At 73.9% G+C, this 26,621-nt stretch carries 24 protein-coding genes; 9 read left to right on the top strand and 15 right to left on the bottom strand.

The window, feature by feature from the left end; genetic code table 11:
• Positions 1 to 212: 212 nt before the first annotated feature.
• The 3 genes from ACWDD9_RS16500 (at position 213) to ACWDD9_RS16490 (ending at position 2,447) form a co-directional block, all read left to right on the top strand.
• The gene (locus ACWDD9_RS16500) at positions 213 to 935 is read left to right on the top strand and encodes a TetR/AcrR family transcriptional regulator (RefSeq protein WP_117486606.1); all 723 of its coding nucleotides are present in this window, start codon (positions 213 to 215) and stop codon (positions 933 to 935) included.
• Between the two features lie 94 nt (positions 936 to 1,029).
• Positions 1,030 to 1,359: a hypothetical protein gene (locus tag ACWDD9_RS16495; protein ID WP_049658719.1), complete on the top strand. Its 330-nt coding sequence runs from the start codon at positions 1,030 to 1,032 to the stop codon at positions 1,357 to 1,359.
• A gap of 14 nt (positions 1,360 to 1,373) precedes the next feature.
• A complete protein-coding gene (locus ACWDD9_RS16490) occupies positions 1,374 to 2,447 on the top strand; it encodes a M14 family metallopeptidase (RefSeq protein WP_449811900.1) in 1,074 nt (357 codons plus the stop codon).
• Positions 2,448 to 2,539: 92 nt separating this feature from the next.
• Here the strand turns inward: ACWDD9_RS16490 and ACWDD9_RS16485 are convergent, their stop codons facing one another.
• The 4 genes from ACWDD9_RS16485 to ACWDD9_RS16470 all read right to left on the bottom strand — a co-directional run bounded on the left by ACWDD9_RS16485 (position 2,540) and on the right by ACWDD9_RS16470 (position 5,988).
• Positions 2,540 to 3,919: a hypothetical protein gene (locus ACWDD9_RS16485; protein ID WP_449811899.1), complete on the bottom strand. Its 1,380-nt coding sequence runs from the start codon at positions 3,917 to 3,919 to the stop codon at positions 2,540 to 2,542.
• Between the two features lie 6 nt (positions 3,920 to 3,925).
• On the bottom strand, positions 3,926 to 4,696 hold the full coding sequence (locus tag ACWDD9_RS16480; RefSeq protein ID WP_074003672.1) for a hypothetical protein: 771 nt from the start codon (positions 4,694 to 4,696) through the stop codon (positions 3,926 to 3,928).
• A gap of 18 nt (positions 4,697 to 4,714) precedes the next feature.
• Positions 4,715 to 4,996 (bottom strand): hypothetical protein, encoded by a 282-nt coding sequence (locus tag ACWDD9_RS16475; RefSeq protein WP_049658726.1) that lies wholly within the window; start codon positions 4,994 to 4,996, stop codon positions 4,715 to 4,717.
• A gap of 365 nt (positions 4,997 to 5,361) precedes the next feature.
• Positions 5,362 to 5,988, bottom strand: a complete 627-nt coding sequence (locus ACWDD9_RS16470) for a TetR/AcrR family transcriptional regulator (protein ID WP_449811898.1) — start codon at positions 5,986 to 5,988, stop codon at positions 5,362 to 5,364.
• 192 nt (positions 5,989 to 6,180) lie between these two features.
• Here ACWDD9_RS16470 and ACWDD9_RS16465 point away from each other — a divergent pair, with 192 nt between their 5' ends.
• A complete protein-coding gene (locus ACWDD9_RS16465; protein WP_049660627.1) occupies positions 6,181 to 6,939 on the top strand; it encodes an SDR family oxidoreductase in 759 nt (252 codons plus the stop codon).
• An 8-nt stretch (positions 6,940 to 6,947) separates the two neighbouring features.
• On the opposite strand, the gene ACWDD9_RS16460 is transcribed toward ACWDD9_RS16465, so the two are convergent.
• Positions 6,948 to 7,769: an NAD(P)H-binding protein gene (locus ACWDD9_RS16460; protein WP_449811897.1), complete on the bottom strand. Its 822-nt coding sequence runs from the start codon at positions 7,767 to 7,769 to the stop codon at positions 6,948 to 6,950.
• Positions 7,770 to 7,866: 97 nt separating this feature from the next.
• On the opposite strand from ACWDD9_RS16460, the gene ACWDD9_RS16455 reads away from it, so the two are divergent.
• A complete protein-coding gene (locus ACWDD9_RS16455; protein WP_074003676.1) occupies positions 7,867 to 8,280 on the top strand; it encodes a winged helix-turn-helix transcriptional regulator in 414 nt (137 codons plus the stop codon).
• A gap of 33 nt (positions 8,281 to 8,313) precedes the next feature.
• Here ACWDD9_RS16455 and ACWDD9_RS16450 read toward each other — a convergent pair whose 3' ends face one another.
• From ACWDD9_RS16450 to ACWDD9_RS16435, 4 genes are all read right to left on the bottom strand, one after another.
• The gene (locus tag ACWDD9_RS16450) at positions 8,314 to 9,597 is read right to left on the bottom strand and encodes an alpha/beta hydrolase family protein (RefSeq protein ID WP_449811896.1); all 1,284 of its coding nucleotides are present in this window, start codon (positions 9,595 to 9,597) and stop codon (positions 8,314 to 8,316) included.
• Between the two features lie 120 nt (positions 9,598 to 9,717).
• Positions 9,718 to 10,932 (bottom strand): acyl-CoA dehydrogenase family protein, encoded by a 1,215-nt coding sequence (locus ACWDD9_RS16445; RefSeq protein ID WP_449811895.1) that lies wholly within the window; start codon positions 10,930 to 10,932, stop codon positions 9,718 to 9,720.
• Between the two features lie 6 nt (positions 10,933 to 10,938).
• A complete protein-coding gene (locus ACWDD9_RS16440; RefSeq protein ID WP_449811894.1) occupies positions 10,939 to 11,967 on the bottom strand; it encodes a phosphotransferase family protein in 1,029 nt (342 codons plus the stop codon).
• A gap of 170 nt (positions 11,968 to 12,137) precedes the next feature.
• Positions 12,138 to 12,359: a hypothetical protein gene (locus ACWDD9_RS16435; RefSeq protein WP_387824120.1), complete on the bottom strand. Its 222-nt coding sequence runs from the start codon at positions 12,357 to 12,359 to the stop codon at positions 12,138 to 12,140.
• Positions 12,360 to 12,825: 466 nt separating this feature from the next.
• On the opposite strand from ACWDD9_RS16435, the gene ACWDD9_RS16430 reads away from it, so the two are divergent.
• Positions 12,826 to 14,049 carry a polysaccharide deacetylase family protein gene (locus ACWDD9_RS16430; RefSeq protein WP_416874138.1) on the top strand — a complete coding sequence of 408 codons (1,224 nt, stop codon included), beginning with the start codon at positions 12,826 to 12,828 and terminating at the stop codon, positions 14,047 to 14,049.
• Positions 14,050 to 14,129: 80 nt separating this feature from the next.
• Here ACWDD9_RS16430 and ACWDD9_RS16425 read toward each other — a convergent pair whose 3' ends face one another.
• Together ACWDD9_RS16425 and ACWDD9_RS16420 are read right to left on the bottom strand one after the other, a co-directional pair.
• A complete protein-coding gene (locus tag ACWDD9_RS16425) occupies positions 14,130 to 14,942 on the bottom strand; it encodes an isocitrate lyase/PEP mutase family protein (protein WP_449811893.1) in 813 nt (270 codons plus the stop codon).
• A 144-nt stretch (positions 14,943 to 15,086) separates the two neighbouring features.
• Positions 15,087 to 15,830 carry a hypothetical protein gene (locus tag ACWDD9_RS16420; RefSeq protein WP_449811892.1) on the bottom strand — a complete coding sequence of 248 codons (744 nt, stop codon included), beginning with the start codon at positions 15,828 to 15,830 and terminating at the stop codon, positions 15,087 to 15,089.
• A 234-nt stretch (positions 15,831 to 16,064) separates the two neighbouring features.
• Between ACWDD9_RS16420 and ACWDD9_RS16415 the strand changes: the two genes are divergently transcribed.
• Positions 16,065 to 17,069 carry a LuxR family transcriptional regulator gene (locus tag ACWDD9_RS16415; RefSeq protein WP_049651889.1) on the top strand — a complete coding sequence of 335 codons (1,005 nt, stop codon included), beginning with the start codon at positions 16,065 to 16,067 and terminating at the stop codon, positions 17,067 to 17,069.
• Between the two features lie 87 nt (positions 17,070 to 17,156).
• Here the strand turns inward: ACWDD9_RS16415 and ACWDD9_RS16410 are convergent, their stop codons facing one another.
• Together ACWDD9_RS16410 and ACWDD9_RS16405 are read right to left on the bottom strand one after the other, a co-directional pair.
• A complete protein-coding gene (locus ACWDD9_RS16410; protein ID WP_449811891.1) occupies positions 17,157 to 20,225 on the bottom strand; it encodes a hypothetical protein in 3,069 nt (1,022 codons plus the stop codon).
• A gap of 247 nt (positions 20,226 to 20,472) precedes the next feature.
• Complete coding sequence (locus tag ACWDD9_RS16405) at positions 20,473 to 21,681, bottom strand: RICIN domain-containing protein (protein ID WP_449811890.1); 1,209 nt, start codon at positions 21,679 to 21,681, stop codon at positions 20,473 to 20,475.
• A 403-nt stretch (positions 21,682 to 22,084) separates the two neighbouring features.
• On the opposite strand from ACWDD9_RS16405, the gene ACWDD9_RS16400 reads away from it, so the two are divergent.
• A complete protein-coding gene (locus ACWDD9_RS16400; RefSeq protein ID WP_380781786.1) occupies positions 22,085 to 22,555 on the top strand; it encodes a hypothetical protein in 471 nt (156 codons plus the stop codon).
• Between the two features lie 90 nt (positions 22,556 to 22,645).
• On the opposite strand, the gene ACWDD9_RS16395 is transcribed toward ACWDD9_RS16400, so the two are convergent.
• Positions 22,646 to 22,867 carry a GNAT family N-acetyltransferase gene (locus ACWDD9_RS16395; protein WP_387824270.1) on the bottom strand — a complete coding sequence of 74 codons (222 nt, stop codon included), beginning with the start codon at positions 22,865 to 22,867 and terminating at the stop codon, positions 22,646 to 22,648.
• Between the two features lie 16 nt (positions 22,868 to 22,883).
• Between ACWDD9_RS16395 and ACWDD9_RS16390 the strand changes: the two genes are divergently transcribed.
• Entirely contained in the window at positions 22,884 to 23,336 is a 453-nt protein-coding gene (locus ACWDD9_RS16390) for a TetR family transcriptional regulator (protein WP_449811916.1), read from the top strand.
• A 278-nt stretch (positions 23,337 to 23,614) separates the two neighbouring features.
• Here the strand turns inward: ACWDD9_RS16390 and ACWDD9_RS16385 are convergent, their stop codons facing one another.
• Positions 23,615 to 26,602: an ATP-binding protein gene (locus ACWDD9_RS16385; RefSeq protein WP_449811889.1), complete on the bottom strand. Its 2,988-nt coding sequence runs from the start codon at positions 26,600 to 26,602 to the stop codon at positions 23,615 to 23,617.
• Positions 26,603 to 26,621: the final 19 nt, after the last annotated feature.

Here is a 26,621-nt window from a genome sequence, read left to right as displayed (position 1 = left end):
CCCCACCACCCCCCGCCCGGTCATCTGACCAGCGGGATCGGCAGCACCGCCGCCGCGCGGCCGCGTGCCCGTTTACGTCCTATTCCTCCCTTGTATCCTGGTTCTGTATCCGCTGAGTGACATCCGCCGAAGACCCAGCCCGGCAGCGGGCCCCGCGCCCAAGCCGAGCCGACCGCCCGACGACGCCGCCACCGACCCGGAGGAGTGCGGAGATGGCCGAGCAGGACGCCCCCGAGAGGCGGGGCCGGCTGAGCCGCCCGCTGGTACTGGGCGCCGCCGTGGCCCTGGTCGACCGCGAGGGCCTGGCCGCGCTGACCATGCGCAGGCTGGCCGCCGATCTCGGCGTGGAGTCGATGGCCCTGTACCGCTATACCCCGGGCAAGGAGGCACTGATCGACGGCCTGGTCGAGGCCTACTTCGACGAGATCAACGCCCGGCTGCGGGCCGGCGCCGCCCGCGGCCCGCACGAGGACGGCTGGCGCGCCGAACTGCGCCGGATCGCCCGGGCGTTCGCCGCCACCGCGCACGCCCACCCCGAGATCCTGCCGCTGGTCGCGACCCGCCCGCTGGCCGTCCCGGTGGCCCGCCGCCCGGCCTCGGTGCTGGAGCTCACCGAGCACATCCTGGCCGTGCTCGGCCGGGCCGGCTTCGACGACGCCGGCGCGCTGACCGTCTACCGCACCTTCGTCGCCTGGAACCTCGGCTGCCTGCTGGTGGACAAGCGCCAGGTGGTCGACAACCCGAACGAGCCGGACCCGGCCCTGCGGCTCGGCCTGCACCGGCTGCCCGCCGCCGACTACCCCAGGCTGCGCGCCCTGGTGCCCCGGTTCTCCGACTTCGACGACGAGGCCGAGATGCTGAGCGGCCTGGACAGCCTGCTCGACGGGATGCCCGAGCCGCCCCTTGACGGCTTCTACGGCGGCGACGCATCCTGAGGATACGAGGTACACGTCGGACATATCCGCTCGAATCCGGCACCGCTGAGCCGGCCGTGGGCCGCGCTCCCCCGGCGCCCGAGAAGAGGTCGCCATGTCCGCCGTTCCCACCCGACCGCCCCGACCCGACATCCTGCGACTCCGCGTCACCGCCAGGGACCCGGAGGTCCTGCGCGCCCTGCTGCGCGAGGCCCGCCCCGACACCGGTGGCCGCCCGCACGTCGAACCGGACGGCAGCGTCGGCATCGACGTCTACGCCCCGGAGGACCGGATCGCCGCCCTCGAACGCGAGGGCGTCACCGTCACTCGGATCGGCAACGCCAGCGAGGCCGGCCGCGCCGCCCAGGCCGAGGTCGGCACCGGCGACCGGTTCGCCGCCGCCGACGCCGTCCCGCACGGCCTCGCCGCCAAGCCCGCCGGCTGACCCGGGAGGTCGTCATGCCGTACCTGAACATCACCGAGGTCGAGTCCGCCGTGGCCAGCCTGGCCTCCGCCTACCCCGGCACGTCCGAACTGCTCACCCTGCCCGAGCCCTCCATCGAGGGCCGCACCGCCCACGCCCTCAAGATCGGTGCACCGGCCCCGGTCCCCAAGAGCTGCGTGATGATGATCGGCGGTGTGCACGCCCGTGAATGGGGCAGCTGCGAGATCCTCGTCCACCTCGCCGCCGACCTGCTGGAGGCCCAGCGCGACGGCACCGGCCTCGGCTACGGCGGCACCGTCTTCACCGCCGACCAGGTCCGCAACCTGCTCCAGCGGCTGGACCTGGTGTTCTTCCCGCTGGTCAACCCGGACGGCCGACTGTTCAGCCAGACCGCCGCCCCGATGTGGCGCAAGAACCGCAACCCGGCCAACGCCGGCGGCAGCACGAACCCCGACTGCGTCGGTGTCGACCTCAACCGCAACTACGACTTCCTCTTCGACTTCGCCACCGCCTTCGCCCCGACCGCCACCCCGCAGGTGTCGGCCGACCCGTGCGACCAGCAGGTCTACGAGGGCCCGAGCGCCTTCTCCGAGCCCGAGACCCGCAACGTCCGCTGGCTGCTGGACCAGTTCCCGCGGACCGGGTGGTTCGTCGACGTGCACAGCTACTCCCAGGACATGCTCTACAACTGGGGCGACGACGAGAACCAGTCGGTCACCCCCGCCATGAACTTCCGCAACAGCCAGTACGACGGCAAGCGCGGCCTGCCCGGCGACGTCGCGTACGCGGAGTACATCCCCAAGACCGACGCCGACACCGCCGTGCTGCTCGCCGAGGCCTTCTGCCAGGGCCTGCACGGCGTGCGCGGCCTGGCGTACAAGCCGCTGAGCGGCTTCCACCTGTACCCGACCAGCGGCACCAGCGACGACTACGTCTTCGCCCGCCACTTCGTCGACCCCGAGCAGGGGAAGGTGCTCGGCTTCACCGTCGAGTGGGGCACGCAGTTCCACCCGCCGTGGGCCGAGATGCAGCGGATCGTCCTCGACGTGGACGCCGGGCTGGTGCGGTTCTGCCTGGCCACCGCCTGAACCCCTGCCCCGAAAGCCACAGTGCCCGACAGCAGGGCGCCCGCCACGACCGGTCGTGGCGGGCGCCTTGGGATGCGGGGGTGCGCGGGTGCTCAGGCGGCCCGGTGGAAGAAGAACGGGTCGATGGACGGCGGCACCCGGGTGACCCCGTCCGAGCTGAGCAGCTGGTGGGTGGTGAAGTTGGCGTTGCGCTGGTAGGTCACACCCACCGGGAAGTTGGCCCGGTCGGGGGTGTTGTTGCCGGCGAAGACGCCGTAGAAGTCCCTTCCGACCGTGACCATCCGGAGGTAGTCGCCGAGGTACGGCAGCTGCGTCCCGGCCGGCGGCACGTCGCCCGGGGCCTGGTGCAGCACATGGCTCTCCGTCGTCCCGAAGCCGTCGCTGGTCAGCTCCAGCACCGTCGACCACTGGTTGTGGACCAGCTGCTGGTAGACCAGCCCGACCAGGCCGTCGGAGTTGACCGCCAGCGACGGGTTCTTGCCGTTGACCACGTCCGGGCGGGCCGCGGCCCAGGTCTGGCCCCGGTCCGCCGAGTGACGGCTGTGCAGCACGTAGTCGGTGGGGGCGGTTCCGCCGAGGTTGTCGCAGTAGGCGATCCAGACGCTGTTGGAGTCGGTGGGGTCCACGGCGACGGCCAGGTCCGCACCGGTGCGCTCCTGGCCCAGCGACCGCTGGTGCGGGTTGAACCGGGCCTTGCGGCCGGTGACCACGCGCTGGCCGACGTCGCCGACGGCCGAGTCGAGGAGGTCCTCGAAGGGGTTCGGTCCGACGCCGCCCTTGTCGTCACGGGTCATCACGACGTCGAAGGTGATCAGGGCCCCCGCGCCGGTGGCGGTCACGCTCAGGAAGGCGACGTAGATCGTGCCGTCCGGGTGCGCGGCGATCCGCACCGGCGGCCCGTCGAAGAGCGTGCCGGTGTGCCGGTCGAGCTTGACGGGCGCGAAACCGGCCGGAGCGGGCCCGGTGCCGGCGTCGTTCGAGACGTCCACGGTGGCGGTGCCGCCGGGCTGGGCGACGTCGTTGCTGCCGATGTACACCCGGTCGCCGCTGCCACCGTTCGCCGCGACGGTGGTGGCGACGACCCAGGGCTGGTCCTCCCCGCTCCGGTCGACGAGCACGGCCATCGGCGTGCTCGCGGTGATGTCCGGTGCGCGCAGGATCTGCAGGTCGCCGCTCTGGCCGTTGAGGATGCCGGTGTAGAGCCGGCCCCCCGCCCCGCCGAAGCCGACGCTGATGTCCCCGGTGCCGAGCGCCCCGTTGCCCGGGACGACGCTGTTCAGCACCCAGGTGTCCCCACCGTCCGTCGAGACGTAGACGGGGGCGAGCGGCCCGTTCATCGGGTCGGGGGTGAAGGCGGTCGCGACCATCTCCAGCGGGTTCTCCGGGTCGACCGCGAGGTTGGGCTCACTGTCCAGGTTGGTGTCGCCGCTCAGCGCCTTCGGGGTGATGTTGACGACCTTGATGGTGGGCATGTCGGCTCACCTCCGTTCCCGCAGCACGGCGAGCCTCTGCGCCGGCTGGTAGTCCTCGGGGTGGAGCAGCCGGTACGGCGCCCGCGCGGCGAGCTCGCCCCCGGTGGCGTGCAGCAGCCACAGGCCCAGCTGCCCGGGCGTCGGTTTGGGCACCGCGCGCCAGCGGATGTCCCCGCTCGCCGGGTAGAGCACGGTGGTCGGTCCGGGGGCGGCGCCGCCGGACTCGACGAGCGAGACGTCGAGTGTGGCCCGCCACCAGTGCGGGTCGTGCTCGGAGTACTCGGCCAGGCCGAGGTCCTCCAGGCCGACCACGGTGGCGACCACGACGGCGTCCGCCTCGGCGGCGTGCGCGGCCAGGTCCTGGTCGCGGATCTCCCGCTGCACCGAGGAGAAGGGGAGTTCGTCGGCCGTGGTGGCGGCCAGCGAGACGTGCTGCCGGACGGCGTCGGCCGGCAGCCGGCCGACCTCGGCCACGCCCAGGCCCTCCCCGTAGACCATCCCCCTGGTGAAGAAGGCCGCCGTGTCGCCGACCTTCAACAGCTCGGCGTCGGTGGCCAGTTGGACGGTGACCTCGCTGCCGCCGAGCTGCCGGAAGGCCGCGGGTGCGTGCAGCACCTGGTCCACCCGGACCACGGCGGTCCGTTCGTTCCTGGCCTCGGCCGGCAGGGCGGCGAGCGAGGTGCCGCCGACCCTGGTGACGGTGCCGAGGAAGCTCAGCGGCGCACTCCGGACGAGGTCGGTCAGCCGGGGTGCGGCGGCTGGTGCGGTGTCGGTCATGACGGTCCTCCGATCCGCTCACCGCGCGGCACGGACCGGGGCCGGGTGCGCCCGGCGCCACTCGGTCCGCGCGCCGAGCGCGCACCCGGCGGTGACGGCGGCCGCGAGCGCGACCACCAGCCACTCCGCGGCGCCGCTGCCGGCGTCCGGGTCGAGGCCGAGCAGCGTCTCGATCCACTGCGGCCACACCAGGGTGAGCAGGAACAGGAGCCCGGACAGCGCGCCGAGGGCCGTCTCCAGCCAGAATCGCGGGCGCACCGGGCTCGGTCGTCGATGGGCGGGGGCTTGTTGGGAAGGCATTGCCGCGCCTCCCCTCTCCCTCCACCCGGGCCGCGCCCGGCGCGCCACGCGCGCCGTCCCGGTGCCGCCGGGCCGCACGGGCCCGCGACACGGCCGGCCGGACCGGCCCGGGTCGGGGTCTGCTCCCGTCGGCGCCGCCGGTCGGGGGCGTGGCCGCCGCGGGAGGGTGCTGCTGGGGGCGCGGCGCGGGGCCGCGCGGGGGGCCGTCTCTCGGGGCCGGGTGGCACCGAACATCGTCGGCGCCGTACGTCTACGAGGCACACGTACGAGGGACACGTACTGCGTATACGAGTCTGCTCGCCTCGTCGCAGCAGGTCAAGGGACCCGGAGCGGTCCGGGCGGCACGGGCGGCACGGGGCGCCGGCTCAGACCCGGGCGCCGAGCATCCGCAGGACCAGCTCCGCGTAGCGGCGCCCGAGCTCCTCCGGCGTCTCGGAGGAGTTGTCGGTGTACCAGCGGGAGACGTCGATGCCCAGCGAGGTGACCGCGCGGGCCGCCGTCCGCACCTCCGCCACCTGGAACTCCCCCGCCGCCACGCCCGCCTCGATCAGCGCGCTGACCTCGCGCTCGATGTCCAGCCGCAGCGCCGCGACCACCGCGTAGGCGTCCTCGGGCAGCGCGTGCAGCTCGTAGTTGACCACCCGGCCGACCGTCCGGGCCCGGGCGTGCCAGGCGGTGAACTGCTCGACCAGCCCCCGCATCCGCTCGGCCGGTCCGCCCCCGCCGGCCACCGCGCCCCGGACCAGGGTCAGCGTGGCGGCGTGCCCGGCCCGGCTGATCTCGGCCAGCAGCGCGGCCTTCGACTGGTAGTGGATGTACAGCGCGGCCGGACTCATCCCCGCCGCCGTGGCGATGTCCCGGGTGGTGGTGGCGTGGAAGCCGCGCTCCGCGAACGACTCGACGGCGGCCTGGAGCAGCCGGTACGCCGCTTCGGGGCGGGCGTCGGCGCCGGGCAGGGTCGGCCAGAGGTCGGCGAGCGGGGTGCTGGTCATGGCGTCATCCTCCCAGAGAAACTCGTACAGGCTTTCGCGCCGGCCACCCCTCGGCCCGACCCCCGGCCCGGGCCGGCGTGCGACGGGCAAGCGGTCGGCGGACTGTTGACAGCCTCCCGCACCGACAGCATGCTGAGCAAGCGCTTAGTCAGCTGACAGCAGGGATCCCCCGCACGAAAGGCAGGACGCTCCGTGGTGCACTCCTTCAAGGGCCGGGTGGCCGTCGTCACCGGATCGAGCCGGGGCATCGGCCTCGGCATCGCCCGCGAGCTGGTCGACCGCGGGGCCAGGGTCTGCCTCACCGCCCGCAACCCGGAGCCGCTGGCCGAGGCCGTCCGCGACCTGGGCGGCCCGGAGAACGCGATCGCCGTCGCGGGCAAGGCCGACGACCCGGCGCACCAGGAGGAGACGGTCGCCCGTACCCTGGAGGCCTTCGGCCGGCTGGACCACCTGGTCAACAACACCGGCATCAACCCGGTCTACGGGCCGGTCCTCGACACCGACGAGGCCGCCGCCGCCAAGATCCTCGCCGTCAACGTGCTGGCCCCGCTGGCCTGGACCCGCCGCGCGCACGCCGCGTGGCTGGGCGAGCACGGCGGCTCGGTCGTCAACGTCGCCTCCATCGCGGGCATCCGCTCCTCGCTCGGGATCGGCATGTACGGCGTCAGCAAGGCCGCGCTGATCCGGCTCACCACCGAACTCGCCGCCGAGCTGGGCCCCCAGGGCATCCGGGTCAACGCCGTCGCCCCCGCCGTGGTCAAGACCAGGTTCGCCGAGGCCCTGTACGAGGGCCGCGAGGAGAAGGTCGCCAAGGCCTACCCGCTCGGCCGCCTCGGCGTCCCCGAGGACATCGCCGGCGCCGTCGCCTTCCTGCTCTCCCCCGACGCCGGCTGGATCACCGGCCAGACCCTGGTCGTGGACGGCGGGGTCACCCTGGGAGGCGGCATGTGACCCGGAGGTCACCGCCCCTCGGCGATGACCTCCAGGGCCGGGCGGGGCGCGCGGCCGAGCAGGGCCGCGAGGTCGCCCGGCCCGCCCGGGCCGGCGAGGAAGCCGTGGGCGATCGCCGAGTAGGTGCCCACCACCATCGGCACCTGGAAGTCCCGGGCGTCCGAGGCCGCCACCGCCGCCCGGGCCTCCGTCAGCCGTCCCGGCCGGTACGCGGCGCCGAGCGCCTCGGCCACCTCCGCGCCGCCCACCGCCCGCTCCCCCACCAGCTCGTACGTCCGGCCCGCGTGCCCGTCGGGCGCCAGGGCGACGTTCACCGCCGCCTCGGCCAGGTCCGCCCGGGCCACCGCCGCGAGCCGCCCGTCGCCGAGCGGGGCGCTGATCACCCCGTCCGGGCCGGGGGCGGCGATCGCGCCCAGGAACTCGGCGTACAGGCCGTTGCGCAGCACCGTCCAGCGCAGCGTGGCGGACTCGCGCAGCCGCCGCTCGGTCCAGCGGTGGGCGAGGGCGTAGGGCAGGTGGTCGCCGTCGCCGGAGAGGCTGGTGTAGACCACGTGATCGACGCCCGCCCGCTCCGCCGCCCCGATCGCGGCGCCGTGCCGGGCGATCACCACGTCGTCCTCGGCGGCGCCGGCCGAGATCAGCAGCAGGGTCCGCACCCCGGTGAAGGCCTCCGCCAGTGTCCGCGGCCGGTCGAAGTCCACCAGCCGGGCCGGGACGCCCTCCGGCACCCGCTGCGGTGTGCGCGAGCCCGCGACGACGCCCTCCCGCCCGGCGAGCCGCTCCAGTACGAGCGCGCCCAGGCCTCCGTTGACTCCGGTGACGAGCAGCATGGGGTTCCTCCAGGGATGGTCGGTCGAGCAGATGATCGTTCGTCGGCTTCGCGACCATCCTCGGTAGCCTGGGCGTCCGGCGTAAGGAGGCACTTCCATGTCAGCAGGGCACACCGCGGTAACCACCCCCCGCCCGGTGGTCTGGTGCGAGGACGGCGTGGACTGCGGGATCCGCGACCTGCTGGACCGCCTGGGCGACAAGTGGTCCGTCCTCACCGTCGTCGAACTCGCCCAGGGCGTACGGCGGTTCCGCGAGCTGCAGCGCGCGCTGCCGGGCATCTCGCAGCGGATGCTCACCCTGACCGTGCGCCGGCTGGAACGGGACGGCATGGTCTCGCGGACCGTCCACCCGACCGTCCCGCCGCAGGTGGAGTACGAGCTGACGCCGCTCGGCCACAGCCTGACCCACCTGGTGCGGGCGATGACGGACTGGTCGTACGACCACCACGACGCGATCGTCGACTCCCGGCGGCGGTGGGACGGGGCCAACCCGGGCTCCGGGATCCGCTGACCCCGTCCGGTGCCCCCGGCACGCCGGGCCCGGCTACCGCTCGTACGCCATCTCCGGGAAGCGCGCCGAGGGCCCGTCCAGCAGGTGGTCGTCCTGGCCGCGCAGCCAGCGGTCGAAGAAGGACGCGACGTAGCTGCGGGTGGCGAGTTCGGCCCGGCCGGGGCGGATGTCGCCGACGTCCTTGCGCAGCTGGTCGGCGCCGAGCACGCCCTGCCGGGCGAGCTGCGGGAGCAGCGGCTGGGCGTCGGTGTACGAGCCGTGCCGGGAGCCGGTGAGGGTGACGTCGGCGTGCCAGCCGGTGCTGTGCCGCCACAGGGCGTTCCAGCCGGGCTGGTCGCGGTAGCCGCCGGAGTCCTCGCTGCCGGTGCCCATCAGCAGGAACGGCCGGTCGAGGCCGTCCTCGGCGACGCTGGGCAGGAAGACGCCGGTGTGGCCGTCGGGGCTGGGGAAGTGCAGCTGGCCGTCCATGTTGATCCCGGCCGCGATCCGCGGGTCGTCGTGCATGGTCTGGAGCGCGGTGAAGCCGCCCGCCGACTGGCCGACCATGCCGATCCGGCCGAGGTCGAGGGCCCCGGCGACCCCGGCGGGCAGGCCCGGCCGCTCACCGAGCGCGGCGAGCTGGTCCAGCACGAAGCGGGTGTCGGTCACCCGGGTGTCCATCGCCTTGCGCAGCACCGCGCCGACGTCCAGGTCGGGCTGCCCGAGCATGCCGGGGAGCACCGAGGGGGCCAGGTCGCCGCCGGGGAAAGCGACTTCGGAGGCCTCGTAGGTGTGGTCGACGGTGACCACCAGGTAGCCGCGCGAGGCGAGGTCCTCGACCAGCGCCGTCCCCCAGGTGCGCGGGTCGCCGAGCCCGGGCGAGTAGAGCACCACCGGGCGCGGGCCGCCGGGCAGCGCCGGGGCGTCCCGGCGGGCGTGGGTGCGGATGGCCGACCAGTCGGTGCGGCCGGGCGTGGTGCCGTAGTTGAGCAGGCCGACGCCGTCCGGGCCGTCGAAGTGCCGCCCGGCGGCGGGCTCCATGTACGGGGCCCGGTCGTCGCCGGCGGCCGGCCGGGAGGTCGGGTACCAGAGGCTGATCATCAGCTCGCGCCGCTGCCCGGGGTGCCAGGGGTCCTCCCGTGCGGTGTCGGTGAGGTGCACGGCGGTGGTCCCGATCGGGTACGGCCCGCTGGGCTCCGGCAGCCAGGCCCGGGCCTGCCGCCCAGGGCCCGTCTCCCCCGGCGGCGGCAGGACCGCCCCCGCGGCCGTGCCGATCGTGCCCACCGCCGCTGCCGCCGCCAGCACCGCCGCCGCCACCGCCCGTCCCGGAATTCCCATGGTGTCCCTCCGTGTTCCGATCGATCGAACACGCAGGACACTACGGTCGGGAACGGGCCGCCGCCGTCATACCTGGGGGCCAACCGGCCCCGGAATACCCGGGTGTCACACCCCTACGGGTCAGCGCCGGTACTGCCGCAGTTCCCTCCGGGCCAGCGAGCGCTTGTGCACCTCGTCCGGGCCGTCGGCCAGCCGCAGGGTGCGGTTGCCGGCCCAGAGCTGGGCGAGCGGGGTGTCCTGGCTGACGCCCGCCGCGCCGTGCGCCTGGACGGCCTTGTCCAGGATCCACTCGACGGTGCGCGGGGTGGCGATCTTGATCGCCTGGATCTCGGTGTGCGCCCCCCGGTTGCCGACGGTGTCCATCAGCCAGGCGGTCTTCAGCACCAGCAGCCGCAGCTGCTCGATCCGCACCCGGGACTCGGCGATCCAGTCCTGCACCACGCCCTGCTCGGCCAGCGGCTTCCCGAAGGCCACCCGCTCGTTGGCCCGACGGCACATCAGCTCCAGCGCCCGCTCGGCGATGCCGACGGCCCGCATGCAGTGGTGGATCCGGCCGGGGCCGAGCCGGGCCTGGGCGATGGCGAAGCCCGTACCCTCCTCGCCGATCAGGTTCCCCACCGGGACGCGGACGTCCTCGAACAGCACCTCGGCGTGGCCGCCGTGGTCGGCGTCGTCGTACCCGAACACCGTCATGCCGCGCCGGACGGTCACGCCCGGGGTGTCGCGCGGGACGAGCAGCATGCTCTGCCGGCGGTGCGGCTCGGCGGCCGGATCGGTCTTGCCCATCACGATGAGGATCCGGCAGTCGGGGTTCATCGCCCCGGTGATGTACCACTTGCGGCCGTTGACCACGTACGCGTCGCCGTCCCGCTCGATCCGGGTGGCGATGTTGGTGGCGTCCGAGGACGCGACCTCGGGCTCGGTCATCGCGAAGGCCGAGCGGATCCGGCCGTCGAGGAGGGGGCGCAGCCAGCGCTCGCGCTGCTCGGCGCTGCCGAACTGGGCGAGCAGCTCCATGTTGCCGGTGTCGGGCGCCGCGCAGTTGAGCGCGGGCGGGGCCAACTGGATGCTGCGGCCGGTGATTTCGGCGAGCGGGGCGTACTGGAGGTTGGTGAGGCCGGCCCCGAGCTCACCAGGCAGGAAGAGGTTCCAGAGTTTCTGCTTGCGGGCCGCGGCCTGGAGGTCGGCGATGACCGGGGGGACGGCCCAGCGGTCGCGGGCCGGGTCGGCGAGCTGGGCGGCGAGGACGGGCTCGGCGGGGTACACGTGCTCGTCCATGAACGCGAGCAGCTGCTCGCGGAGTTCTTCCGTCCGGGCGTCGTAGGCGAAGTCCATCGGTTCTCAGCTCTCCTTGAGGGTGCTCAGGCCGTGCCGGGCGAGGATCGGGGCCATCTCGCCGGCGCGCTCGAAGCCGGCGCCCAGGGTGCGGCCCTGCCGGAAGCGGTAGTGGATGCCCTCGGCGACGGCGGCGAGCTTGAACGAGGCGAAGGCGACGTACCAGTCGAGGTCCTCGGCCCGGCGGCCGGTCGCGTCGGCGTAGCGGGAGACGATCTCATCGGCCTTCGGGAAGCCTGGGGCGGTCATGGCGGAGGGGATGATGCCGCCGCCGACGCCCGCGAGTTCGGTGTACATCACCAGCAGGCCGATGTCGGTGAGCGGGTCGCCGAGGGTGGACATCTCCCAGTCCAGGACGGCCGTGATGGTGTCGGCGTCGTCGACCAGGACGTTGTCGAGGCGGTAGTCGCCGTGCACGAGCGCGGGCGCGGGCGAGGCCGGCAGGCGCTCGGCGAGCCTGGCGTGCAGGCGGTCGAGCTCGGGCAGGTCGCGGCTGCGGGAGGCGGCCAGCTGCTTGGACCAGCGGCGCAGCTGGCGCTCAAGGTAGCCCTCGGGCCGGCCGAAGTCGGCGAGGCCGACGGCGGCCGGGTCGATCCGGTGCAGGGTGGCGAGGGTGTCGACCAGCCGCTGCCCGAGCGCGTGCACCCGCCGCTCGCCGAGGGCGGCGAGCGGGGCGACGTCCCGGTGGGCGGTGCCGGGGACGTACTCCATCAGGTACCAGGGGGCGCCGAGGGTCTCGTCGTCCGGGTCGAGCAGGAGCGTCCGGGGCACGGGCACCCCGGTGTCGCGCAGCGCCGTCATCACCCGGTACTCGCGGCCCATGTCGTGGGCGGTGGCGAGGACGTGCCCGAGCGGCGGGCGCCGCAGGACCCAGCGGGAGGCGCCGTCGCCCAGGACGTACGTCAGGTTCGAGCGGCCCCCTTCGACGAGGTCGGCCCGCAGCGGCCCCTGGAGGAGGCCGGGCAGCTCGCGCTCCAGCCGGGACCGGAGACGGACCAGGTCCAGTCCGGGCGGGTCGACGGGGGTCTCGGCCATCGGGCGGCTCCTCGGGGTGGATCCTCATTGACTAAGCGCTTGCTTAGCATTCAGCCCGAGGATGTCCCCTGTCAATGCCGCGAAGCCCGTCCGGGGCCCTCCGGCGGGAACGGCGACGCCCGGGTGGCGGTTCGGACGAACCGCCACCCGGGCGCGTCGAAGGGTCGGGTCTAGCGGGGCGCGGCGGGCTGGGTGGCGCCGGCCACGCCGTAGACGGTGACGGCGGGCTTGGGGACCGAGGCGGGCGCGGCGGTCGCGGCACCGGCGGCGGCGACCGCGACGCCGGTGAGCACGCAGGCGGCCACCGCGGCGGCCCCCGCCGCGGCGGCGAGCCGGCTGCGGACGCTCGTGGTCGAGGGACGGTCCAGCGGGCGGTAGTACGTCCTGTTCATGGCACACCAGTCCAATCGGGAAGGTCCACGGGACGCCGCACGAGGGCCGTGGGGCGCCGGAGGTTCGCTGAGCTGGAGCGACCCTAGCCGGGGCCGGAACGGCTGGGCACGTAGCGCCATGCCCATGCCACGAACTTGGCCGAAACCCGCGTGACGCCCGATCAGTCGCTGAACCCGTCGGCGGCCGCGGCCGTTGCGGTGGCGGCGACGATGAACCACCCCTCACCCCCACACCCTCCGGGGGCCTCCACCGGAGCCCGCTCGGCGCGCCATCTCCCATGCTCCACAAGGGAGTTGCTCACCCGGCCCACCCCCACCAAAGCCACACCTTCCCGACCTCGACAGAGGTCGATCAAAAGTGTTCTGATGATCACATTCATCGATCATCTTCTGAACAGCTCCTGATTGAAGATCAGAGAAATGGGGTCCCGTGCGGACTGCTCGCGGCTCGGCCATCCTGCTGGCGATGGGGGTCCTCGGGGCCTCCGCCCTGGCGACGGGATGCGACGGCACACCGAGCAGACCCACCGCCACCACCGGCACCACCCCGCCCAGCCCCGCCCCGAGCACCACCACCGAGGCCCCCGCCCCGCCACCGCCCGCCCCCACCCCCACCTGGGACGGCCAGGTCAAGGTGCTCGGAGACGGCTCCACCTCCGACACCGGCCCGCAGCCCAAGCAGCCCGTGCCGGAGAAGCTCAAGCCCGGGGAGAAGCCGCCGCAGTTCGTCGTCTTCTCCTGGGACGGGGCGCTGGAGGGCGACGACCGCCAGTTCTCCCGCTTCCGCAAGCTCGGCGCCGAGAACAACGCCCAGATGACCTTCTTCCTGAGCGGCCTCTACACCCTCCCCAAGTCCAAGAGCACGCTCTACAAGCCGCCGCAGCACAAGCCCGGCGACGCCTCCATCGACTACGCCACCGACCCCCACATCAAGGACACCCTGGAACAGCTGCGCCTCGCCTGGCTCGACGGCAACGAGATCGGCACCCACTTCAACGGGCACTTCTGCAACGCCAAGGGCGGCGGCGAGTGGAGCACCGAGGAGTGGAAGAGCGAACTCGACCAGGCCGTCTCCTTCGTCACCAACTGGAAGACCAACACCGGCTTCAAGGACCTCCCGCCGCTCCCCTTCGACTACACCAAGGAACTGGTCGGCGGCCGTGCCCCCTGCCTGGAGGGCCAGAAGAACCTGCTGCCGGCCGAGAAGGCGACCGGCTTCCGCTACGACGCCAGCTCCCCGGGCGAGTTCCAGGTCTGGCCGACGAAGAAGGAGGGCATCTGGAACTTCCCGCTGCAGCTGCTCCCCACCCCCGGCAAGTCCACCCAGAGCCTCTCGATGGACTTCAACTTCCTGGCGAACCAGTCCGGGAACACCACCAACGGCGACCCCAAGAAGTACGACACCTGGGAGAAGGAGACCCGCGAGAGCTACCTCGCCGGCTTCGAACGCGTCTACAACGGCAGCCGCGCCCCGCTGTTCATCGGGAACCACTTCGAGTCCTGGAACGGCGGCATCTACATGCAGGCCATCGAGGACGTGATGAAGGGCGTCTGCAAGCGCGACGGCGTCCGCTGCGTCTCCTTCCGCCAGGTCGCCGACTGGCTCGACGCCCAGGACCCGAAGGTCCTCGACCAGCTCCGCCAACTCGACCCCGCCCAACCGGCCGACTGGTCCCGCCTGGCCAAGTAGCCCGGCGGACCGCCACCGGAGACCCGGCGCCCGTGCGCCGGCGCCGGGTCTCCAACCGGACCGCCGCAGCCGGGGCGCGGTCAGCCGCTCATGGTGAACAGGCCGTTGAGCTCCGGGTAGTCGATGGTCCGCTGGAGGGAGTCGTAGCCGCCGGCGCGGTGCAGGTCGAGGGCCGCCTGCCGGGCAGCGGCGTAGGCGGCCTGTGCCACCCCCGAGCCGAGGCTGACCCGGGCCACGCCCAGGGCTCCCAGTTCGTCCACCGGCGCGGTGCCCGGCCCCGCCATGAGGTTGAGGGGCACCGTCAGACCCGCGGCCAGGTCCTTGATGACGCCGGGGTCCGTGACACCGGGGACGAAGATCCCGTCCGCGCCGGCGTCCACGTAGGAGCGCGCCCGTCCCATCGTCTCCCGCAGCCGGGTGGCGGGGTCGCCCAGTCCGAGCAGGTAGGTGTCGACGCGGGCGTTGACGAACAGGTCGACGCCCGCCCGCCGCGCCGCACCGCGGGCGGCCGCGATCCGGCCGGCGAGCGCGCCCGGCGGGCGGGTGCCGTCCTCGATGTTGACGCCCACCACGCCGGCCTCCAGCACCCGCGTGACGGTCTCCGCGACCTCGGCCGGACTCTGTCCGTAGCCGCCCTCGATGTCTACGGTCACCGGGACGGCGACTGCCGCCGCGATGCGGGCGATGGCCTCCAGCACCGAGCCCCGGGGAACGCGGTCCCCGTCCGGGGCGCCGAGCGACCAGGCCACCCCGGCACTGGTGGTGGCGATCGCGGCCGCCCCCGCGGCCTCGATGACGCGGGCGCTGGCCACGTCCCAGGCGTTCGCGAGCGCGAGCGGCCGAGCGGGATTGTGGAGGGAGCGGAAGAGCGCGGACTTGCTGGCGTTGATCATGCCCCCAAGGCAACCAGCGGCCGCCACCGTTGTCCGGCGGAAAACCGACACCAACGACCGTAGGCCCAGGCCGCCTGAGCGCCGGGCGGGGCGGTCACGGGGCAGCCGCGGGGCGTCGCCGGCAGGGGGCCAGGGCTAAGGGCGCTACGGCCAGGGGTAGCCCACCTGTTCGGGTTCGTAGCCTCCGCAGAGCTCGGCGGTGGCACGGGGGTCGCCCGCGGTCAGCCGCGCTTCGAGGCGCTCGGCCTGGTCCGACGGGTCCTCCGCGGAGATCGGGAGGATCATCGAGAACTGGGCCCAGGGCAGATCCGTCTCCTCCCGGCCGGGGGGATGCCGCAGGATGACGTCGATCCGGTCGGGTTCCAGGCGGGAGGCCCAGACGGCCTCCACCTCGCACTCCCACCTGGCGAGCCAGTCCTCGCGTCCCCTCAGCCCTTCCTCCAGCAGCGTCGCGACCACTGCCCCCGGCCACTCCCAGCCGCGGTCCGCTTCGGCTCGCAGCACCTCGGCCTCGTACTGGTCCGCGGCGAACCGGAACTCCGGCAGGTCGAAGCCCCGTTCGGCCGGGTCGCGCCAGCCGGCCCAGACGACGTGCTCTCCGTCCCGACCGACCGTCACGTACAGGGTGCTGCAGCACTGTTCCAGGCCGCACCCGGACACACCGAGCCGGACCTCCCGGGGCACGGCCGTGGCGTGCAAGCGCCCGCCCCGGCCCAGGAGGTACCGGGGGCCTGATCCGATGAACCGGGGGCCGCCCGATTCCCTGTTGCGGAGGGTCAGTTCGGCCAGGAGGTCCCGGCCGCTGACGACCGGGCGGACCTCCAGGTAGCCCTCGCCGGGCGGCGGGCAGAGGATGTTCAGGTCGAGGATGTCCGGTTCCGTGGCCACCGGCCCATGATCCCGGAGCCTTCCACCGCTGTCATGCGGATTTCGCCCGGCCTGCGCCCAGGGCGGCGGTTCGGACCGCCCCTGGCCCTCTCCGCCCCCGGGGAGGGAGCCTCCGCGCTGCCGTTCGGTGCGTGGGTGGGGCGCGAACTGTCGTGCTAGCTTCACCGGATGGGGCGACGTGGGGTGGCGGGGCGGGCGGCGATCGAGGGGGTGCGGGAGCTTGCCGGGGCGGGCTTGACAGCACCCGAGGTCTTCCGGCGGGCGGATGAACTGCTGCGGCCGGTGCTGGAGTTCGACGCCGTGTGCTGGCACACCGCGGATCCGGCGACCGGGTTGGTGAACTCGGTGCAGAGCGAGGACCTCACCCTGGACGCGTTCGAGCACGCCGTACGGCTGGAGGTGTGGGCGGACGACGTGGCGACCTTTCCCGAGATCCGGCGCAGCGGGGTGCAGGCCGAGACGCTGAGCCGGGCGACCCGGGGGTCGCTGCGGGAGAGTGTGCGGTTCCGGGAGCAGGTCAGGCCGGCCGGGTTCGGGGACGAGTTGCGGGCGGTGTTCGACGCGGCCGGGGGCATGTGGGGGTGCGCGGCGTTCCTACGGGCTCCGGACCGCGGTCCGTACCTGGAGGGCCAGCGGCAGCTCGCCGACGCCGCCGCCCGGCATCTGGGCAACGCGCTGAGGGCCTGTCACGTACCGGCGGGCCCGCCCGAGGAGGCGGATGCCGGGCCGGCGGTGCTGGTGCTGGACCGGCGCAACCGGCTGCAGGCGCTGTCCGGACCGGCCGAGGAGTTGCTCGCCCGGCTGGCCGACCCCACCCCGACCTCGTTGACCGTCCCGACCGGCGTGGCGATGGCCGCCGAGCAGGCCCGCCGGGCGGCGCACGGGCTGCCCGTCCCGCAGGCCCCGGTACGGGTGTGGAGCCGGGACGACCGCTGGTACCTGCTGCACGGTTCCGCCCTGCGCGACGGCGGGGCGGCGGGCGCGGTGACGGTGGTGGCCTCGCCCGCCTCGCCGGCCGAGGTGATGCCGCTGTACCTGGCCGCGTACGGGCTGACCGCCCGCGAGCGGGAGGTGGCGCTGCTGCTGGTGCGCGGCGGCGACACCCGGGACGTGTCCCGGGCCCTCGCGATGACGCCGTACACGGTGCAGGACCACCTGAAGTCGGTGTTCACCAAGACCGGGGTGGGCAGCCGCCAGGAGCTGATCGCGCGGATCATGCTCGGCGAGGGGCGCTGCTGACCCGCGCCGCGCGGCCGGCCCGAAGGCGCCCTCCCGATCGCCGCGCGGCGGTCGGGAGGGCGCCGTGCCGGACGGGCGGACGGGGTGTCAGCCCCAGTTGCCCACCAGCGGGATGTCGCCCGGGTTGCCGAACTTCCTGCTGTAGACCACCAGGTCGGAGTTCTCGGCGGCCCCGTAGAAGGTCTGGTCGCCGGGCCGGTACACGCCGATGGTCTCCTTGCCGCTGCCGTCCCAGTCACCCTTGACCGGGCGGTCGCCGGGGTTGCCGAACCTGACGCCCGGGCGCGGGTGTTCCGTCTCGTTGGAGTCGTTCAGGTAGAAGGTCTGGGTCTGCGGGTCGTAGACGGCGACGGTGGTGGTGCCGTTGCCGTCCCAGTCGCCGACCAGCGGCTTCCAGCCCTCGTTGCCCAGCTTGATCCGGTACCTGACGGTGGCGTTGTCGTCGGACAGGTAGAAGTACTGGTCGCTGGGCCGGTAGACGCCGACCGTGCTCCGCCCCTGCCCGCTCCAGTCGCCGACCAGCGGGACGTCACCGGGGGCCCCGAACGGGAAGGTGGCGGCCACGGTGGCGTTGTCGTAGGACAGTTGGAAGGTCGCGGTGTCGCGGTGGTAGACGCCGACGGTGTCGGTGCCCGGCCCGTTCCAGTGGCCCGTCAGCGGGACGACGTCGCCGCCACCGCCGCCGAACACGGCCTGGCCGGTGTACCAGCCGTTGTGGGCGGCCTGGCCGAAGCTGCCGTCCGAGGGCCGGTACACGCCCACCGAGGCGGGCGCCGGCGTGGGCGTGGCGTCGACCACGGCCTTGCCGATCCTCTGCTGCGCCGCGACGGTCAGCGGCACCTTGTTCGGCTGGTCCGGGCCGAGCCAGCGGAAGTTCTGCAGGTAGACGACCCGGGGGTCCTGCGCGGCGATCGCGCGGTACTCGGCGTTGTACGCCGCGATGTCGGCGTCGGTCTTGCCCGAGTAGCAGCCTTCGGCGACCCGGTACGCGTTGGTGGACTCCGGGAAGAGCATCAGGTGCTGGTCCGGCGAGGAGAGGAAGGTCTTCAGGTTCGCCAGCCGCCACTGGATCTCGCCGCGGCCCGCGCAGTAGTGGTCGAAGCCGACGATGTCGACGGTGGACGGGATCGGCGCGCCCTGCTCCGCGTTCCAGTGGTCGAGGCTCATGATCAGCTTCTTGTCCGGGAACGCGGCCCTGATCTGCTCGGCCTGGGTCTGGACCTGGGCGGGGCTGAGGCCGTGCGAGTAGGCCTCGTCCGTCATGTCGACGGCGCCGATCTTGTCGATGTTCGACCCGATGCGCCGCACCAGGTTCAGGAGGTTCTGCGCCGCGTTCGGGTTCGGGTTGACCTGCCAGTCACCCGGCGAGCGCGGGACCACCGTCTCCTGGTTGAGGTCGATCACGCAGGCGGCCGGCCGGCACTGGTCCAGGAACTCCAGGCGGGGGTCCTGGTCGCGCAGGTAGTTGTTGAAGTTGGTCCACTGCGCCACCTCCGGCGCGTGGTTGGCGCTGAAGTTCGGCTCGTTCGGGTCCCGGATGTCGAAGAACCCGTAGTAGCCGAGCCCGCCCAGCATGGAGACCCGCAGGTCGTCCGCCGTGGTGACCTGGCCGGCCGCCGAGTGGTGGGCGCCGAGCGAGACGTAGCCGTCGCGGGGCAGCTTGGCGGCGGTGCGGCCGGAGAACACCGTCGTGCCGTTGACCCTGACGGTCGCCTGCTGCCGGTCGCCGGTCGCCAGCGCGGCCGACACCTCGTAGGAGCCGGCCGGCGGGACGGCGGGCAGCGCGGTCGGGGTGCCGCCCTGGAAGAGCGTCAGCCCGCCGTCGGCCTGGACGCGCAGGCCGAGCGCGATGTCCTCGGCGTCGACGGCGCCCGTACCGCCCGAGGCGTTGCCGACGGCGAGGGAGGCCCAGTCCTGGCCGGAGGTGCTGCCGACCACGGGGGTCAGGACGGCGTGCACCGTGTAGGCGCCGCTCTGGACGTCCGAGGTGGCCGGCTTGTCGAGGCGGACGGCCGAGGTGCCCTTGGGGAAGGAGAGCACGTTCGGGTGGGCCGGGCTGTTGACCTGCACCGAGCCCGCCGGCGGGTCGAGGGCCAGGCCCTTGACGCCCGACACGGCGGTGTAGTTGGCGGAGATCAGGCTCGGCTGACGGGCGGCCAGGTCCTGGTTGAGGCCGTGGTCGGCGGTGGCGTTGGGCGCGCCGTCGAAGGTGTCGACGAACGGCTTGGCGCTGCGGGTGGCGCTGGTGTCGATCCGGCTGACGTTCAGGCCGTGGCCGGCGCCGTCACCGAAGGTGGTGACGCGGTTCGGGTCGGAGAGGTACGCGCCGAGGTAGAGGAACTCGCTGCCCGGCCAGCGGGTCACCCCGGCCGGCGCGGAGACGGTGAACGGGGTGCCGTTCACCGTCAGGGTGACGGCGCGGTCGGCGCCGGTGGAGACGGTGAGCGAGACGGCGTACTGCGCCGTGGGCGCCACCGTGCCGGTCCAGAAGGGGTTCTCGCCGCCGCCACCGTGGAAGAGGGCGAGCTTGCCGCCCGAGGTGACGGTCAGGCCGAGGTCGACGTCGCCGCCGGTGACGTAGCCGTTGCCGCGGTGGCTGCGGCTCAGCACGATCGAGCCCCAGTCGGCGCCGCCGGTGTCGCCGACGACCGGGTCGACCACCGTCGAGACGGTGTAGTGGCCGGTGCCGTCCGCGACGGCGGGCGCGCCGAGCATGATCGCGGAGACGCCCTTGGCGAACAGCAGCTTGTCGGGGTGGTCCGGATGACTGGTCTGGACGAACCACTGGTCGGGCGCGGTCGAGGTGTCCCAGCGGCCGGAGACCCGGGTGTAGGAGATCCCGTGCTGCCCGGCCGGGGGCGACTGCCGGGCGTCGAGGCCGACGTTCAGCCCGTACAGCGGGTCGGTGTCCTGGGCCGGGTCCAGCCGGAAGGTGTCCGCGAAGGCGCGCGTGGTGGTGAGGTCCACCGGGGCCGGGCCGGACCCGTCACCGGCCGGTGCGCCCGGTGCTGAGCCGGCGGGTGCTGAGCCGCTGGGTGCTGAGCCGGCGGGTGCGGCGGCCGCCGTGGTGGGTGCGAGGCCCGCGGGCAGCAGTGCCAGCGCGAGCGCCGAGGCGCCGGCGAGCAGCCCGCGGCCCAGGCGTTGAGTGAGTATCACCGAGTGTTCGTCTCCCGGTCGTCGAATCGGCGACGCGGGTGTGCGCCCCCGAGGGGAGAGCGGACACAGCGGTGTCGTACCCCAGCTCAGCGACCTTCCCCCCGGGCGGGATCATAGAGGGTGGGTACGAACGGCCGCGCCGGGTGTTCCGGCGCGGCCGTGGGCGGGTTGGCTCGTTCACACCCCGTAGGGCGTCGACACCTCGTACCTCATGACACCTCGTGGGGCGTTGACACCTGGTGGCTCGTCACACCTCGAAGGGCGTGATCGTCTGCTCGGCGCGCCCGTCGAAGACCTGCGCGGTCACCGGGTCGCCGCTGCCCCCGGAGGTGCTGGAAGTCATGGCCCAGCCGGCGGAGTTCACCACGGCCTCGTTCATCACGTCGTACGTCCACTGCTGGGCGGCCGAGCCGTCACACGCGGCGGGTGTGATCTGACCGCCGACGGAGGACGGCGCGGCCAGGCATTCGTTGCCCTCGGCGCTGCGCATGCTGCCGTCGCGGGCGAAGACGAACAGCTGGTTGCCGTTGGGCGATTCGGCGCAGCCGTAGGTGATCACGCCGGTGGCGCCGCCGCGGTCCAGACAGGCGCCGTTGGTGAAGCGCAGGGGCCAGCGGGCGGACTGGCCGAGACCGGTCTCGGTGATCAGCGTCCCGTCGTCCTGCTTCTGCTGCCGGACCATGTCCTGGCAGGTGCCGCTGGTCGACGTTCCCGTGTTCGCGGCGGTGAGGGTGCCGCCGTTGCCGGTCATCTTGCCCCACCGGTTCTCGGCGTACGCGTTGTCGTCGCACACGTACCGGGAGTCGTTCCAGTCGAAGTACTCCACCCAGCTGCTCCAACTGTGCTGGATCTTCGAGGAGTTCGGCAGCAGGGCCTCACCCAGGACGAAGCTGGTGCCGGCGGTCTCGTCGCTCACGGTGACCTTCGCCCAGTGGGTCACGGGGTCGATCTCCACGTGGAAGGCGTAGGTGTCCCCGGTGACGGGACGGCCGTGGTTGACGGTGGTGTTGGAGCACTGCAGGTGCTGGCCCTCACCCTCGTTGTTCCAGCAGTGCGAGCCCTCGGTCCCGTCCTTGAACTGGAGGTCCCTGTCGGCCCAGGTCGACCAGAGGAACTGTCCGCTGTTCTGCTTGCCGAGCTGGAAGCCGGTGTAGGAGAGGTTCCCGTCGAAGTTGAACTGGTGCGCCCAGTACACGTCGCCGTCTCCCGGGCTGGTGACCACGGTGTTGCGGAAGTCGACGTCCGTCACGGTGTCGGTGGTGTTGAAGGTCCAGTCCGAATAGGCGCCGGGCGTCTGACCGGTGGCCGTGATACCGGCGGCCGCCGGCAGGGCGGACGGCGTCGGAACGGCCTCGGCCGTCACGGCTCCGGTCCAGATCCCGGAGAGGGAGAGGAGGGCGGCGACGGTCGCCGGCCAGGCGGACGGGCGGGTTCGAGGACGGGCTGGGAATGACACGTGGGGCTCCTTGGGAGAATCGGGAGAAATCGAGCGGCCGAGCATCCACAAGATTTCTCCGGCCGGAGGCGCGCGGCAATCGGAAGCACTACGGAGCGTGACGGATTTCCTGCCGGATCCGCCCGAACGCCCTGGTCAGCGGGACGGTCCGGCGGGAGGTCCGGGCAGGGGCGGGCGGCGCGTGGGACGACCAACCGGACGCATCCGGCGACCGCCGTCCGGAGCATGGCCGGGCGGCGCCATGACGGTCAGTTGGGATCGTTTTCGGTCAGGTCCGTCGATGTATCGATCTGGATCTATCAGCGACCTGATCACCGCCGCTAAGGTGCGGCGCATCCCCGCTGTTACACCCTCCCCGCGCCGCACCGACGGCGGGGAGACGACCGATCGGAACGGTGTCGCCGTGACCACGATCCTCCGCAAGCTGATGACCCGTACGGGGAGGGCGGCCGCCACGGTCGCCGTGCTCGCGGCCGCCCTCACCGGCACGACGGCGGCCGGCACGGCCTCCGCGGCCTCCCCAGCCTCGGCGGCCGCCGCGGCCGGCGGCTGGAGCTGCTCCGGGGCGCCCGTCCCGGCCGGCTACGTCATCACCATGTACAACGCCGGCGGCTGCAACAACCACGGCTCGTGGTACCAGCGGCCCGCGCAGGACCGCCTCTGGACCTGCTCCGGCTCGCCGATCGTCTCCGGCTACGTGCTGACCAACTACGACTCCCGGGGGTGCAGCGGCGTCGGCGCCTGGTACCACGAGCTGGTCCGCAACGGCGTCTGGACCTGCCCGTACTCGCCGATCCCGGCCGGGTACCGCAGCACCACCTACGACGCGCGCGGCTGCAGCGGCCTCGGCGCCTGGCTCACCGTGAAGATCTGAGCGGCGGGAACCGCCGGACGGGACGGCGGTGGGCGACGGCGCGCGCCGAGCACGGGGGCGAACCCGCGCGCCCGCCCGACCGCCGTCCCCTCAGAACCGCAGGTCCATCCGCTGCTCGACCGCGTCGACGCCGAACTTGCGGGCCGGGCGGGAGACGGTGAGCTCGAACCCGGCCGTCGCGTAGAGGTGGTGGGCGGCGCCGAGTCCCTCGACCGTCCAGAGCAGCACGCCCTCGTACGCACGGGCCCGGGCCTCGTCCAGGGCCGTCTCCAGCATCCGGCGGCCCAGCCCCCGGCCCCTGGCGGCCGGGATCGGCTCCAGCCCGCGCGTGCTGCTGTACCTGCTCGGGTCGAAGGAGCAGCTGGTCCGGGAGGTCCTGGCGGTCGGACGGGCCGAGCAACTCGCGCTGCTGGAACGGTCCGAGGCCGAGGGCGGCAGCGCCCGCGAGACCCTCGACCTGCTCTGGGAGTGGCTGACGCAGCCCGAACACCGAGGGGCGCTGCGGCTGTTCTTCGAGGGGTACGTCCGCGCCTTCGGCCGGCGCGAGCCGTGGCCGGACTTCGGCACCGCCTCGCTGGAGGAGTGGCTGCCACCGCTGGAACGCGTCCTCGACGGCACCCGGGCGAACCCCACCGTGGTGCTCGCCGTCCTCCGCGGCCTGCTGCTGGACCTGCTCGCCGGGGTCGACGACGAGTCCGACAGCTCCGACAGCTCCGACGGGTCCCACGCCCGGCGCGTCCACGCCGCCTGGCACGCCTTCCTCGACGCCGCCCTCGCCTGAGCCCCGGCCCGGGCGACGGATCCCGTCGGCCGACAGATGTCGCGCACCGACGGATGCCGCGGTCCCGACGGCCGCACCTCCGGCCGGGTCCGTCCCCTGCGCGGACCCGACCGGCAGCCCATGCGGCGCGTACGGGACTGACGCGTACGCCTGTCCCGTGCCGTGGGGATCGAGCCTAGGCAGGGGCGCTTACCGATCGCTTACCAATCACTGACGGCTGCGGCCCGCGACCGGTACGGCCCCGGCTGCGGCAACGGCCCCGGCCCCGGCCCCGGCCACTACCGGACGTCGCTCAGCTCCCGCGCCTCCGTGAGCACCCGCGCGGCCGACTCCGGCAGCCCGGCCGCCTCGTAGGCCCGGCCGAGCGCCCGGAGCGCCTCCGCGAGGAAGGAGCGCCAGCCGCGGGCGCGCCACACCAGCACGGACTCCTCCAGGTGGGCGACGGCCGAGGCGCGGTCCCCCGCCGCCAGGTCCAGCTCCCCGAGGATGCCGAGGGCCTGGGCGAGGTGGTGCCCCAGGTCGAAGCGGCGGGCGATGGCCAGCGCGGCCTCGGCCGTCTCCCGGGCGCGGCCGTCGCCGGTGGCCGCGTACAGCGTGGCCAGGTACAGCAGCGAGAACGCCTCCACGTAGCGGTCCTTGAGCGAGCGGGCCATGGCGAGCGAGCGCAGGAGCAGCTCGCCGCCCCGCTCCACCTGGCCGGCCCGGCCGTGGGCGGCTCCCAGGAACTGGATCGCGGTCGCCTCGAAGCGGGTGTTGCCGATCAGCCGCGCCAGCCGCAGCGTCTCGGTGAGGTGCTCGATCGTGCGGTCGAGGTCCGTCTCCCCGTGGGCGATGGCGATGATCTGGTGCGCCCGGGCCTCGCCGCCCGGGTGGTCGTGGGCGGTGGCGAGGTCCAGGGCACGGTGGCCGGCGTCCAGGGCCTCCTGCGCGCGGCCCTGGGCGACCAGGCTCCAGGCCGTCAGGACGAGGGCGTCGGCGGCCCCGCGCTCCTCCCCGACCTCCTCGAACAGGCGCCGCAGGTGCCGCGCCCGCTCCTCCAGGGCGACCATCGTCTGGGCGCCGTCGGCCAGGTCGACGGCCGTGCCGGAGCCGTCGGCCGGGGTGGTCCAGGTCGTCACCTCGATCAGGCCGCGGGTGAGCACGGCGGTGCCCAGGCCGTCACCGGCCGACCGGCAGGCCTGGAGGACGGCCAGGTGGGTGGTGCGCCACTCGTCGTACAGGCCGCGCACGTCGCAGTACTTCTCCTGGCAGGCGGCGAGGTCCCAGGCCACCGGCACCATGCGCAGCGCGGCGGCCTGCCGGGCGCTCGCGTCCAGGGCCGGCTGCTCGGCGTCGAACCAGGCCATCGGGTCGTCCAGCAGCGCCGCCGCGACGCCGGACGGCATCGGGTGGCGCGGCGCGGTGCCGTGGATCGGCGCGAAGCACGGCCCGGGCACCTGGTCGGCCGCCTGCTCGGCCAGCCAGAGCCAGGCGCCGAAGGCCCGTCCGAGCGCGGCGGTGCGGGCGGAAGGCTCGTCCGCGGCCTCGGCGTGCTCGCGCGCGTACAGCCGGACGAGGTCGTGGAAGCGGTAGCGCAGGTGCGGCTCCGTACCGGTCTCCTGGAGGAGCTGGGCGTCGATCAGCTCCTCCAGCTGGCGCTCGGCCCGCTCCGGCGGGATGCCCGCCACCGCCGCCGCGACCCACGGCGCGAAGTCGGGCGCGTCGAGCAGTCCGAGCAGCCGGAACGTCCGGCGGGTCGGCTCCGGCAGCCGGGCGTAGCCGACGGCGAAGCCGGCCCGTACGGCCAGGTTCCCCGCGGCCAGTTCGTCGAGCCGGCGCCGTTCGTCGCGCAGCAGGTGCGCGAGCCGGGCCAGGGTCCAGCGCGGCCGGGCGGCCAGCCGGGCCCCGGCGATGCGGACGGCCAGCGGCATGCCGCCGCACAGCTCGACGATCTGGGCGGCGGCCACCGGCTCGGCGGCGACCCGGCGGTCCCCGAGGATGCGGCGCAGCAGCGTCCGGGCGTGGGGCGCGTCGAGTTCGTGCAGGTCGACGAGGTGCGAGCCGGGTAGCGCCGTGAGCGCGGCGCGGCTGGTGACCAGGACGGCCGGGCGGTCCGGCCCGTGCCCGGCCGGGTCCGCCGGGGTGCCCGGGAGCAGCGGGCCGATCTGCTGCTCCCCGGCGGCGTTGTCGAGCAGGACGAGCGTGCGGCGGCCGGCCAGCAGCGTGCGGTACAGCGCGGAACGCTCCTCCAGGGAGGCCGGGATCTCCCGGGGGTCCGCGCCGAGGGCGCGCAGGAAGGCGGCGAGGACGCCGGCCGGGTCGGCGGGCGTCTCGTCGGCCCCGCGCAGGTCCGCGTACAGCCGGCCGTCCGGGTAGTCGACGGCGGCGCGGTGGGCGCTGTGGACGGCCAGCGCCGTCTTGCCGATGCCGCCCATCCCGGCGATCACCGGCACCCGACCGGCCGCCAGGGCGTCCAGGACGAGCCGCACCTGCTCGTCACGACCGGTGAAGTCCGGGATGTCACGTGGGAGTTGGGAAGGCACCCGGGAGCACCCCGGAACGGCTCGGGCGTCCTCCCGGTCGTGCGCCAGCAGCGCCAGGAAGACGCTCTGCACCTGCTCGCCCGGCTCGATCCCCAGCTCCTCGGACAGCCGCCGGCGCAACGCCTGGAAGCGGCGCAACGCCTCCGCCGCCCGCCCGTCCGCCGCCAGCAGCTCCAGCAGGGCGGCCTGCACGGGCTCGTCGTACGGGTACTCCTCGGCGAGCGCCGTCAGCGCGGGAACGGCCGTCCGGGCCGCCCCGTCGGCCTGCGCGGCCCGGGCCAGGGCCAGGACCGCGGCACGCACCTCGTCCTCCACGGCGGCCACCAGCGGATCCTCCCGGTTCACCCGCTCCAGCCCGGCCAGCACCGGCCCGCGCCGCAACCCGATCGCCCCGGCCACATCCCCGTCGGCGGCGAACCCGCGGAACCGCCCGAGGTCCACCGCGCCCGGCCCGGTCACCAGCCGGTACCCCTGCGCGTCCGACTCCAGCACCACCGACTCGTCCCCGAACCCGCCGAGCCAGCCGCGCAGCCGCGACATCCCGGTGTGCACCGCACCCCGGCCGACCCGGTCCGCCTGCCCCGCCCACACCAGCTCCAGCAGCCGCCCCACCGACAGCCGCTCCCCCTCCGCCAGCAGCAGGACCCCCAACAGTCCCCGCAACACCGCGGCCCGCGGCAACGCCTGCGGCACGGAGTCCACGGCGACCGCCAGGGGCCCCAACAGCCCGAACGTCATCTTCATCCGCTGCATCCGCTTCAGT

The sequence above is a fragment of the Kitasatospora sp. NPDC001119 genome, from assembly GCF_053598475.1.
The sequence above is the reverse complement of the archived record's forward strand: the minus strand, read 5'-3'. Positions and strand labels throughout refer to the sequence as shown.

Excerpts from the sequence above, each read along its gene's own strand:
- ACWDD9_RS16500 (WP_117486606.1), top strand. The coding sequence starts at position 213 with ATGGCCGAGCAGGACGCCCCCGAGAGGCGGGGCCGGCTGAGCCGCCCG.
- ACWDD9_RS16495 (WP_049658719.1), top strand. The coding sequence starts at position 1,030 with ATGTCCGCCGTTCCCACCCGACCGCCCCGACCCGACATCCTGCGACTC.
- ACWDD9_RS16490 (WP_449811900.1), top strand. The coding sequence starts at position 1,374 with ATGCCGTACCTGAACATCACCGAGGTCGAGTCCGCCGTGGCCAGCCTG.
- ACWDD9_RS16485 (WP_449811899.1), bottom strand. The coding sequence starts at position 3,919 with ATGCCCACCATCAAGGTCGTCAACATCACCCCGAAGGCGCTGAGCGGC.
- ACWDD9_RS16480 (WP_074003672.1), bottom strand. The coding sequence starts at position 4,696 with ATGACCGACACCGCACCAGCCGCCGCACCCCGGCTGACCGACCTCGTC.
- ACWDD9_RS16475 (WP_049658726.1), bottom strand. The coding sequence starts at position 4,996 with ATGCCTTCCCAACAAGCCCCCGCCCATCGACGACCGAGCCCGGTGCGC.
- ACWDD9_RS16470 (WP_449811898.1), bottom strand. The coding sequence starts at position 5,988 with ATGACCAGCACCCCGCTCGCCGACCTCTGGCCGACCCTGCCCGGCGCC.
- ACWDD9_RS16460 (WP_449811897.1), bottom strand. The coding sequence starts at position 7,769 with ATGCTGCTCGTCACCGGAGTCAACGGAGGCCTGGGCGCGCTCGTACTG.
- ACWDD9_RS16455 (WP_074003676.1), top strand. The coding sequence starts at position 7,867 with ATGTCAGCAGGGCACACCGCGGTAACCACCCCCCGCCCGGTGGTCTGG.
- ACWDD9_RS16450 (WP_449811896.1), bottom strand. The coding sequence starts at position 9,597 with ATGGGAATTCCGGGACGGGCGGTGGCGGCGGCGGTGCTGGCGGCGGCA.
- ACWDD9_RS16445 (WP_449811895.1), bottom strand. The coding sequence starts at position 10,932 with ATGGACTTCGCCTACGACGCCCGGACGGAAGAACTCCGCGAGCAGCTG.
- ACWDD9_RS16440 (WP_449811894.1), bottom strand. The coding sequence starts at position 11,967 with ATGGCCGAGACCCCCGTCGACCCGCCCGGACTGGACCTGGTCCGTCTC.
- ACWDD9_RS16435 (WP_387824120.1), bottom strand. The coding sequence starts at position 12,359 with ATGAACAGGACGTACTACCGCCCGCTGGACCGTCCCTCGACCACGAGC.
- ACWDD9_RS16430 (WP_416874138.1), top strand. The coding sequence starts at position 12,826 with ATGGGGGTCCTCGGGGCCTCCGCCCTGGCGACGGGATGCGACGGCACA.
- ACWDD9_RS16425 (WP_449811893.1), bottom strand. The coding sequence starts at position 14,942 with ATGATCAACGCCAGCAAGTCCGCGCTCTTCCGCTCCCTCCACAATCCC.
- ACWDD9_RS16385 (WP_449811889.1), bottom strand. The coding sequence starts at position 26,602 with ATGAAGATGACGTTCGGGCTGTTGGGGCCCCTGGCGGTCGCCGTGGAC.